9 protein-coding genes are annotated in these 10,557 nt (G+C 68.1%); all 9 read left to right on the top strand.

Going from position 1 to position 10,557, the window contains the following annotated elements; genetic code table 11:
• The first annotated feature begins 65 nt into the window (after positions 1 to 65).
• The 9 genes from D7V77_RS01220 to D7V77_RS01180 all read left to right on the top strand — a co-directional run bounded on the left by D7V77_RS01220 (position 66) and on the right by D7V77_RS01180 (position 10,504).
• The gene (locus tag D7V77_RS01220) at positions 66 to 1,661 is read left to right on the top strand and encodes a hypothetical protein (RefSeq protein ID WP_120574429.1); all 1,596 of its coding nucleotides are present in this window, start codon (positions 66 to 68) and stop codon (positions 1,659 to 1,661) included.
• A gap of 42 nt (positions 1,662 to 1,703) precedes the next feature.
• A complete protein-coding gene (locus D7V77_RS01215) occupies positions 1,704 to 2,033 on the top strand; it encodes a cytochrome c (protein WP_120574425.1) in 330 nt (109 codons plus the stop codon).
• Positions 2,034 to 2,092: 59 nt separating this feature from the next.
• The gene (locus tag D7V77_RS01210; RefSeq protein WP_120574424.1) at positions 2,093 to 2,413 is read left to right on the top strand and encodes a hypothetical protein; all 321 of its coding nucleotides are present in this window, start codon (positions 2,093 to 2,095) and stop codon (positions 2,411 to 2,413) included.
• A gap of 189 nt (positions 2,414 to 2,602) precedes the next feature.
• Entirely contained in the window at positions 2,603 to 3,250 is a 648-nt protein-coding gene (locus D7V77_RS01205; RefSeq protein ID WP_120574423.1) for a hypothetical protein, read from the top strand.
• 64 nt (positions 3,251 to 3,314) lie between these two features.
• On the top strand, positions 3,315 to 3,749 hold the full coding sequence (locus D7V77_RS01200; protein ID WP_120574422.1) for a cytochrome c: 435 nt from the start codon (positions 3,315 to 3,317) through the stop codon (positions 3,747 to 3,749).
• Positions 3,749 to 8,104, top strand: coding sequence for a DUF4114 domain-containing protein (locus D7V77_RS01195; RefSeq protein ID WP_120574421.1), 4,356 nt, complete (start codon positions 3,749 to 3,751; stop codon positions 8,102 to 8,104). The genes D7V77_RS01200 and D7V77_RS01195 overlap by 1 nt, the downstream gene beginning before the upstream one ends.
• Positions 8,101 to 8,607, top strand: coding sequence for a prepilin-type N-terminal cleavage/methylation domain-containing protein (locus tag D7V77_RS01190; RefSeq protein WP_120574420.1), 507 nt, complete (start codon positions 8,101 to 8,103; stop codon positions 8,605 to 8,607). Before D7V77_RS01195 ends, D7V77_RS01190 begins: the two co-directional genes overlap by 4 nt.
• The gene (locus D7V77_RS01185) at positions 8,604 to 9,812 is read left to right on the top strand and encodes a PilW family protein (protein ID WP_120574419.1); all 1,209 of its coding nucleotides are present in this window, start codon (positions 8,604 to 8,606) and stop codon (positions 9,810 to 9,812) included. The genes D7V77_RS01190 and D7V77_RS01185 overlap by 4 nt, the downstream gene beginning before the upstream one ends.
• Complete coding sequence (locus D7V77_RS01180; protein ID WP_120574418.1) at positions 9,809 to 10,504, top strand: Tfp pilus assembly protein FimT/FimU; 696 nt, start codon at positions 9,809 to 9,811, stop codon at positions 10,502 to 10,504. Before D7V77_RS01185 ends, D7V77_RS01180 begins: the two co-directional genes overlap by 4 nt.
• Positions 10,505 to 10,557: the final 53 nt, after the last annotated feature.

Below are 10,557 nucleotides of genomic sequence, written 5' to 3'. Positions count from 1 at the left end.
CCGACGCGGCCCCGGCGTCTCCCACCGAGGCGCCCGCGCTCCGCCCCACGGGACTGCCCAGAGTGGTGTGGGCCACGGTCGCGGCGCTCTACGTGGTCCTCTTCCCGTACCACCCGGGCCTGCGCTCGCCCAACGAGCTGTGCCGCCTGTGGCAGACGCGCGCCCTGGTGGAGGACGGGACGCTGGAGATCAACCGCGCCCTGCGCGACTACGGCCCGGTGGGCGACCTGTCGGTGATGGACGGGCGCTACTACCCGTCCAAGGCGCCGCTCTTGTCCTTCGCCGCGGTGCCCGTGTACGCGGGCCTGAGGGTCCTGGGCGGCAGCCACCGCTACGCCGTGCCGGAGGTGCCGCTCGTCTTCTTCAGCCGCCTCTTCCTCACGGTGCTGCCCACGTTGGGACTGCTGTGGCTGGTCCGCAGCTTCCTGCGCGCGTTCCTGTCGCCCGTCGTCGCGGACGGCGTCACGGTGACGTACGCGCTGGGCTCGCTCGCGTTCAGCTACTCGCTGCTCTTCATGAGCCACCAGACGACGGCGGTGCTGCTCTTCGCGGGCTTCTACGCGCTCTGGAAGCTGTCGCGCGGCGAGTGGCGCGAGCGTGGCTACATCGTGGCCGGCGCGTGCGCGGGCGCCACCGTCGCCGCCGAGTACACCGGCGCGCTCGGTGTGCTGGGCCTCATCCTCTACGCCGTCCTCACCGTGCCAGGCACGCCGGAGCCGTGGGCCGCGCGGCTGAAGAAGCTGGGCCGGGCCACGGGGCTCGCCGTGGTGGGCGCGCTGCCCTTCATCGTGGCGCTGGGGCTCTACCACCAGGCCACCTTCGGGCACCCGCTGGAGACGGGCTACAAGCACCTCAACGACGCGGCCTACCAGCCGTGGCACCTGGGCGGCTTCCTGGGCATCCGCACGCCGGATCCGCGCGCCTTCGCGCTGTCGTTCTTCTCTCCGCTCCGGGGCCTCTTCACCCTGTCGCCGTTCCTGCTGCTCGCGCTGCCCGGGCTCGTGCTGCTCAAGCGCCTGGGCCGGACCTCCGCGGAAGGACGCGCCCTCTTCTGGATGTCCGCGGCCACGCTCGCCGGCTACACGTACTTCACCTCGTCGTTCACCTACGACTCGTGGGGCTGGACGACAGGCCCCCGGCACCTCACGGGGCTGGTGCCCTTCCTGCTGCTGCCCGCGGGTCTGGTGCTGGAGCGGCTGCGCGGCGCCGGCAGGCCGGTGCTGTCCGGCATCGCGGCCATGCTGTGCGCGGCGTCCGTGCTCATCACGGGCCTGGCCACCTTCGTCAACTACATCCCCGACGACGTCTCCACCCCCGTGCTCGCGCTGGCCCGGCCGCTCATGCTGGACGGCTACCACCCGCCCAACCTGCTCGCCTGGCTGGGCCTGCCCACGTCCCTGGCCGGCGCGGTGCTGTTCGCGGCGCTCGTCACCGTGGCGGCGTCCGTCTTCGGGGCGCTGGGCCGGGACGCGGCCGGACGCGCGCCTCCGCCGGCGGTCTGGGTGGCGGGGCTCGCCACACTGGCGGTGCTCGCGAGCGCGCAGGCGGTGTTCACCCGGAACGACCGGGCGGATCAGAACGCGGTGCGCTTCCTGGAGTCCGTCTGGCTCCAGCCCCCCGGCCGCCCCACCGCGCCCTTCTGGCCCCAAGCCGGCTCCTGAGCGCGTGGCTATACTGGCCTCCCCCTCGCTCGGAGACCGTGCATGACCTCGCGGTGGTTCCTGCTGTCCACCCTCCTGCTGTGCTCCCCGGCCCTCGCCCACGCCGAGGACGCCGCCGCCCTCTGGGACAAGAGCTGCAAGAACTGCCACGGCCCGGACGGCCGCGCCCAGACGCGCATGGGCCAGAAGGAGTCCATCCCCGACATGAGCCGGGCCTCCTGGCAGAAGAGGGAGTCGGACGCCGAGCTGCGCAAGGTCATCGCCAACGGCTCGTCCCACAACCCCAAGATGAAGGCCTACAAGGACCGGCTCACCCCGGAGCAGATGGACGCCCTGGTGGGATACATCCGCACCTTCAAGGCGAAGGAGTAGCGCTCGTGAATAAGCCTTCGCGTCCGGGCGTCGTGGGGACTGGGAGAATTGGAGCCACCATGAAGACCCTCACCGTCGCCATCGTGTTCTGCCTGTCCATGGTCAGCCTCTTCACGTCGGTGCGCGCCGACGCCAATGCCTTCCCCCGCCTGGAGCCGGGCATCTCCCAGCCGGTCGCGCTGATGCCCAAGGGCGGAGACGGCAAGGGCGGTGGCAAGGGCGGCAGCGACGGCGGCAAGGGCGGCGGCGAGGAGGACGAAGAGGAGTACCGCCGGCAGACCCGCGCCCTCTCCCAGAAGGCCGCCCTGGAGCTGGTGGATCCCGGCGTCCTGGACGACATGCTCCGCCTGCGCGCCGCCGTGCGCGGCGGCCACCGCTGACGCCGGGCTACCTCGCAAGAATGAGGGGGCTCGCAAAATTTGCGCAGCCCCCTGACGTCACACGGCACCCCCCCGCATCGCGGACATCCCTTATTCCGGCGGGTTGAGTGCCGGAATTCCCGGCACGAAGCTTGCTGTTCAGAAGCTCCCAAACCGTACCGCCCCCAGGGGTACGCGAAGGAGCCCTCGATGGTGCGTCGCCCAACCCCCCGCCGTCAGTCCCGTGGCTTCACGCTCCTGCTCGCACTGGGCGTGGTCACGCTGGTGACGATGGCGGTGATGCTCAGCTACAGCGTGGTGGGCCGCGAGGCCGACAGCCAGGCCGACACCCGCCGCCAGAAGCAGGCGTTCTTCGCCGCCGAGGCGGGCCTCGCGGAAGGCCGTGAGACGGTGCGCCTCATCATGGCCAACGCCAAGAACCTCGGCGAGCTCACCATCGACCTGCGCGCGACCCTGGGTGCGCCGGTCAACGACATCCCGGGCCTGGGCTCCGCGGCCCGCCCCTATTTCGAGCTGCTCCCGCCCGGCGGTGGCGAGGTGTGGAACCGCTACGAGCTGCTCACGAGCACCCTGGAGGATGCCGAGCTCCCCGCCAACGTCGACTACCCGGAGCAGCGCAACGTGCGCTACCGCGTCTTCGTGCGGGACGACGACGACAGTGATCCCAGCCCGGAGGTCGACGGCAACCAGCAGGTGTGGGTCGTCTCCATCGCCGAGGTGGCGAATCCCCGGGGCCGCCCGACGCGCTCCGTCGTCCAGGCGCTCGTGACCAACGTGAGCACCCAGTCGATCGTCGGCCCTGGCACCCCCTCCGGGAACGCCAACATCAACAACTAGTTCCCGCAGCCGGTGGCACCGCCGCGTCCCTTTTCCAGAACTCCTGCCTCCCCCCGAGCCCTCCATGAAACGCCTGACTCCCCTGCTGCTTCTGCTCCCGGCGCTCGCCAGCGCCCAGGACCGCGGCGAACTGGCCTTCAACAAGGCCTGCGCCAAATGCCATCCGGCCGAGGTGCAGAAGCGCTCCTTCGGCACCCGCGCACCGGCCGGCCCCCCCATGGCCACGGTGCTGCGCAGGAAGAGCCTGGAGGAGATCCGCACGTGGACCGTGGCACCGCACCGGATCAACCCGAAGACCAACTGCGACACGCGGCTCCTGGCCCCCGACGACATGGACGCGCTCGTGAGCTTCCTGGCGACGGTGACGGTGGCCACGCCGCCTCCGCGCCGGATGCTCCTGCGGCAGCAACTGGAGCAGGGCGGCACGCAGAAGGTTCGTGAACAGCCCGAAGCCGAAGAGAAGGCGAAGTCCCAGCCCAAGAACCAGGGGAAGAAGTGATGCGGACGTTCTACAAGGGACTCTTTGCCCTGGCGCTGACGCTCTCGTCGCCGGCCCTGACGGCCACCACGCCCACCCAGCTCTGCCGCAACGACCTGGACGAGGACGCCCAGGGTGACTTCAAGCTCGGTCCGGACGGCCTCACCGTCGCCAACGACACCATCATCCTGCGCCCTGACGGCCGCCTCCAGCTCAACACCAACCTCAAGAAGCTGGACTCGGAGAACATCACCTTCCCGTTCGACCAGCGCGTCACCATCAGCTACGTGTACGAGTCCGCCGGTGCGTCGCACGCGCTCGGCTACATGTACCTGGATGACGTGAAGGACCGCCACTACGCGGACGCCAACGGCAACCTCGTCGACCTCAACAACAACGGCATCCTCGACCTGCACGAGGCCCTCTACAACCTCACGCCGGCGGACGACACCAAGCTGACCCACAAGTACATCGGCGTGCTGCCGCGCCGCTGTGACAAGACCTTCACGTCCGGTGGCATCAAGTACAACCATCCCGAACTGGCGATGGACAAGGACTGCAAGGAGAAGTTCGAGTCCCAGCTCGACACCACGGACGCGCGGCCAGGACGCACGTCGGGCGCCTACAACATCAAGGCGGACTGGGTGGGGCTGCAGATGCCCCTGAACAACAACAACTTCGACACTCCCAAGGACCTCTCGGACAACGACGCGTCCGACAAGGGGTTGTTCCCCCACATCCCCAACCTGCTGGAGCCGAGCGCCGCAGCCAACGGCTATCTGGGCCTGGGGCGCATGGTCTTCCTGCTCGCGGATGACGACAGCGACAAGACCGTCTTCCGCAAGCTGGGCCCCGTGCAGGATGCCACCACCGACAACGACGGCATCCCGGACTACGACGTCTCCAAGTACGACTACCGCGGCCTCGAGCAGTCGGTGAACCCCGACCCCGGCATCACCGCCCGTGACCGCACGGTGGACCTGGGCCTCATCGAGGGCGGCAAGGAGATCGTCTTCTTCGCCATCGTCTACTACGACGCCCGCCACAACCTGGACAACGACACGGTCGCGCCCTGCCTCAAGCGCAAGAAGTACTCGGACAACGCCGCCGAGGACGGCAAGTGCCTGCTGCACCTGCGCACGTCCATCTCCGTGTTCTTCTCCAAGGCCACCTGGAACATGGACCAGAACTTCCTGGCCCCCGCGGACAACAAGGTGGCCGAGCGCAACATCGGTTGCGAGTACTCCGACCAGTGCAACCCGCCCGGCTACAAGGACGCCTGCACCATCGTCAACACGAACAAGAAGGCCTGCGGCTGGCTGGACGACGCCACCCTCCAGCGCCTGAACACGAACACCTACAACAACCTGCTCATGCCCAAGGAGGGCGTGACGGTGATGCGGCCTGGCACGGAGCCGGGGCTCGAGAAGAAGGAAATCGACCGGATGAACTACATGCCCCACGTCATCGTGGGCGCACCCACCACCGACCCCTTCCGGTGGATCCTCGGCTTCGAGGACCTCAACGGCGGTGGTGACCGGGACTTCAACGACATCGTGTTCCTCATCAACAAGGAGAACGGCGGTGGCGCCAAGTCCACCACCATCACCTCCAAGGTGCTGAGCCCGGAGGGCGATACGCCCGGCCAGAACTTCACCATCACCAAGGTGCGCTTCCGCCGTCAGGACGACGTGGCGCCCTACGCGAAGCCCGGCAATCCCCCCACGGAGATCCGCAAGGACTGCACTTCAGCGCCTTGCTGGACCGAGGAGGCCAAGAATGCCTGCACGTCGACCGGCATCCTGCCCACCATCACCTATTCCATCGCGGTGGACTGCCGCACCTTCGACCCGGTCAACATCACGTACAACGACAACCCGAACCCCACGTGGGTGCCCGTGGTCTTCCCGGCCCAGACGCCCGCCGCCCAGGAGGTGGAGATCGACATCCTGGCGCTGGGCCTGACCGGTTCGCAGCTGTGCTGGAAGGTGGACATCAGCAGCCCCAACGAGCAGTGCCGTCCCATCATCGACGACGTCGACATCGGCTATCAGGCCGTGCGCGCGGGTGCCTATTCGCGCGCCACCCCCACCACGGTGGGCAACGTGGTCATGTGGGGTGTGAACGAGACGCCGGGACAGAACTGGGGCACGGGTTGGCCCTCCGTGGAGAGCAGCCTGCCCGCTCCCGGTATCCGGGCCTATGACGGCGCCAAGGACTACACCCTGCGAGGCCGGTTGTACCTCCAGTCCATCTACGACCCTGAGAACCCCGAGACGACCACCAACGAGCAGCAGTGGGAGGGCGGCCGCGTGATGGCCGTGTCCATGACCTCCGGTGAGCCGCGCAACCGCAAGCTCTACTCGATGAACGCCGCGGGCCAGCGCAAGGAGGTCAAGGAGCTGGCCGGCACCGCCGACAGCGTGCTGTTCCCGGACGTGCTCTGCAACGACTACAGCGAGATCGACAGGCGCTATCCGTATGACCTGAACAAGGACAACATCTGCGGCACGCCCACCATCACGCAACCCCCGGGGACGGACAAGCACATCACCGGCGACCACAACGACCGCGACTTCCTGGTGGACTGGCTGTACGGCTACGAGAACCGTCACGCCGCCGGGGCCAACAACGCGCGCCGGCCCTGGCCCATGGGCGGCGTCAACCAGTCCACCGTGGGCGTGGCCGTCCCGCCGTATCAGGACTCCTGGTACCAGGCCGCGAAGGCCAGCGAGCGCGACCTGTACTTCAAGAACTTCATGACGCCCCTGAAGGAGCGGAGCAGCATCGCCTATGTGGGGACGATGACCGGTGTGCTCCACGCCTTCGACACGGGCGAGTATCGCGCGGCCCTGAACGACGAGTGCGTCTCTGGCAGCCAGTACCGGGGCTTCTTCGTTCCGGAGAAGTGCGGCACGAAGGAGAAGCCCGCCGAGCGCATGTACGGCAAGGGCAGCGAGGTCTTCGCCTACATGCCCAGGCTGATGCTGGGCCAGTACCGCAACCAGTACGTGCGCTTCCGCAACTCCGGCACCCTCGTGCGCCCCCAGATGGACGCCACGCCGGCCATCGCCAACGTGGACCTGGGTGACAAGAACGGCTGGGACGCCAGCATCAAGTACGACTGGACCCCGCTGACCACGGAGAACAAGAAGCAGGGCGCCAAGACGGTGCTCGTCTCCGCGACGGGCAAGACCTCCCCCGTGGTCTTCTCGCTCGACATCACGAATCCGAAGGACTCGTGGTACCCCTCGCCCATGTGGGAGTTCAGCTTCATGGACACCGCCATGGCCTCCTACTTCAGCGCGGCGCAGGTCCTGAACAGCGCCGTGCTGCTGCCGGACAACAGCGGTTCGCGGCACGTCCCCAACGTCGCCCGCATCTCCTGGGGCTCGGCGGATGAGAAGGACCGGCGTTGGGTGTCGGTGGTGGGCACGGACTACCAGCCGGCGGACAAGCGCGCGGGCACCGTCTACGTGCTCGACATGAAGACGGGCCAGCCGCTCGAATCCGGCTCGGGTCCGGCGGGCAAGTACGCGGGCGTCATCACGCTGGAGAAGGGCTCCGGCGTCGCGGCGGCGACGCCGATGGTGGACCTGGACCGGGACGGCAGCTACGACGTGATGTACGTCCCCACCACGTCCGGAAGCGTCTGGCGCGTCAACTTCAAGAAGGTGAAGATCACCGACCCGGCCGGCGACCAGGTCCAGAAGTGCATGCTGGCGCATGCCGCCACGGCCCTGAAGGACCACAAGGACGCCGCCAGCCAGACGGCGCTGGAGCTCCAGCAGCTCTACTCCAGCATGGCGGTGCAGTTGGTCACCACCAAGACGGGGCCGGCGGTGCGGTTCTACTTCGGCACCAGCGACAATCCGGATGAGTACTCGGACGGCTATCCCGAGTTGGATCCCAAGAAGCCCACCTACCAGTACCACCTGCTCGCCTTCGAGGACTCGGACCCGACCGGCAGCAAGCCGTGCGCGGAGCTCAAGCCCCTGTGGGTGCAGAAGATGGATGCGGGCCAGAAGCTGTGGGGCGGTGTGGCGCTCAGCGAGGAGAACGTCTTCGCCGCCACCGCGGCGGGCACGGCCGCGGACATCTGCAACCTGAGCGATACGCTCAAGGGTCAGTCGTACGTCGCCAACAAGGGGACAGGCGCACTGATCAGCAAGAAGGACAACAGCTTCCACGCCATCGTCGCGCCCGTCATCCATGACGGCTTCGTCCTGCAGGGCACGGTGACCGGAGATGTCGCGCCGACGCCCGCGCCTGAGAACCCGGACGGGAAGCACAACAACCCGACCGCCAATGGTGGCGTTCCCCGTTCGCAGATCATGATGTGGGAGCCGCTGCCCGACGGGAGACTGCCGCAATGAAGCAGCGTGCCTCACGAGGCGTCACCCTGTTGGAGGTCATGGCCACGATGACGGTCATGCTGCTGGGCGTCATGGCGGCCATGACCGTCGTGACCCAGACGAGCGCCTCCAACCGGCGCACGCTGACCGCCAACCAGGCCCAGGTGATCGCGGAGCAGGCCCTGGAGCGGGTCATGACGCTGGGCTGCCTGAACCCGACCTGCAACAACCTGCGGGACGAGAACTACTCCGTCTGGCAGACGGCTTCGGGGGCGCTGCGGACCATCGCGCCCACGGAGCCGGGCCTGGTGGCGAGGGAGTACAGGGTGAACATCGACGTGGACAACCCGAGGGAGCCCATCACCATGGAAGGGGCCAAGGTGGGCTGGCCCCCGCTGGACCGCATCGTCGTGGCGGGAGCGCCTGGCACCGTCGTGAACGTGCGGGTGTCCGTGAGCTGGGATGAGCCGGGGTTTCGCTCGGACCGGCAGATGGTGGTCCTCCAGACGCGGATGGCGCCATGAAGACCTCCTCGTTCCAGGGCCGGGGGTTCACGCTCCTTGAGATGATGATCGCCAGTGCCCTGGGTGTCGTCGTCATCACCACGGGGCTGGTGGTGGGCACCCAGATGCAGAAGCGCGCCCTCTTCGAAGAGCAGACGATGACGGCGCAGGTGACGGGCCGGACCGTGAAGGACGTGCTCGTCGCCGACGTGTGGCGGGCGGGCGTGGGCATGGGCAACACGCCCATCGCCTTCGACGTCGACGATGAGCGGTCCGCCATCACGGTGTGGCACAGGGCCGACCTGACCGCGGACGCGACCTTCGTGCAGGCCCCCACGGCGGCGCTGGCCTCGGACGCCCTCCAGCTCTACTGGGGTGAGACGAACGGAGCCATCACGCTGGCGTCATGCCCGGGGGGAGACTTCCGGAACGGCAATACCTTCTGCGCGCTCCCCGAGGCCCCCACGGCCCTGGTCACACCCAGTGGCCCGACGCTCGCGGTCATGGCGAGCGGTGGCCGCCGGATGGCGTGCCCCGTGAACATCACCGCCGTGGCGCCTGGCGCGCCCGGCAGCATGTCCACCATCACCACCGACGGCGCCGACAAGAACCCTGCCTGCATCGACGGCGCTGCCGCCTGGAGCGGGCCCACAGGGCTGGCCATTGACGTCGTGAACTGGATGGCCATGCGGCTGGGGGGCGTGGCCTACCGGGTGAACTGGAGGAACAACATCCCCACGCTGGAGTACCGGCCCGTGGGGGAGGCCAACTGGTTGCCGCTGAGCCGTGACGTGGAACAGCTCACCGTGCGGGAGGGGCTCATCGACTTCAACAACCCCGACAACGCCCTGCAGTGGTTCCCCAATGAAGGCATGCTCCCCGTCCCCGCGCAGGCACACCCGGCCATCTCCGAGTGCACGCTGGCGAAGTACGACACCAACGAATGCTCACTGGGTCTGCTGGAGGCGGATGGCTCCGCGGTGGTGAAGCCCCCCAATGACCTGGATCTGCGCAAGAGGCTCCGCCAGCGGGTCCGCCAGTTGGAGGTGACCCTGGTCATCCGGACCCGTCGTTCCAACCAGGAAGCGATCCAGCCCGGGCTGGATGAGGAAGGCTTCGTGCGAGACGGGTACAGCCGCCGACGGTTCACCTTCACGGTCGAGCCCCGCAACTTCATGAGCGTGGGAATGGTCCGGGTGGCCGGAGCGGGAGGGGCAGCGCCATGAAGAACACGCGAGGAATGACGCTGCTGGAGATGATGACGGCCGTCGCGGTGTTGGGGGTGCTCGCCACCCTCGCCATTGCCGGCATGCAGGGCAACATCAGCGCCCAGCGCGAAAACACCGCGACGCGTGAGTTGTGGTCGTCCGCGCTGCGGGCACGCCAGCTCGCCATCAGCACGAACCAGCCCGTGCGCATCGTGGTGGAGAACGACATCACCCTGCCAGACGGCTCGCGGGCCACCGTGGCGCGCTGGGAGCGCCTGAAGTGTGGCACCGACCTCAGCACCCCGGATGAATGGACCCTGGACAACTGCCCCAGTCCAGCCTGTGTGGACAAGACCTGCCGCACCGAGCCCAACTGCTGCACGGACACGGGGCAGGACATCATCATCCCCACCACGATGAGCGCCGCGGACATCAACAACCTGTGCTTCCTGCCGGGTTCCGGCCGGCCGGCGCTCAACAAGATGGACTGCCTGCAGGGGCAGCTCGGTCAGCCCGCCACCATCGCGGGGGCGGCGCCCTTGGATGAATCCATCCAGTTCCGGTTCACCTCCAACCGCGCCAAGAGCGTGCTGATGGTGGAGCCGCTGACGGGCATGTCCAACGTGATGGACTGCGATTCGATGTCCGCCACCACCACGGACACCGCCAAGCGGGACATCCGGCTGGCGAACGCCTGCGACAAGCCCTGAGCGGGCCTGCCGCGCGCCCGGGGACCTTCCCATGTCCCGGGCGCGCGTGAGCC

Source organism: Corallococcus sp. CA041A, from assembly GCF_003612075.1.
GTDB classification, from domain to species: domain Bacteria; phylum Myxococcota; class Myxococcia; order Myxococcales; family Myxococcaceae; genus Corallococcus; species Corallococcus exiguus.
This window is presented reverse-complemented; position numbering and strand designations above follow the sequence as displayed.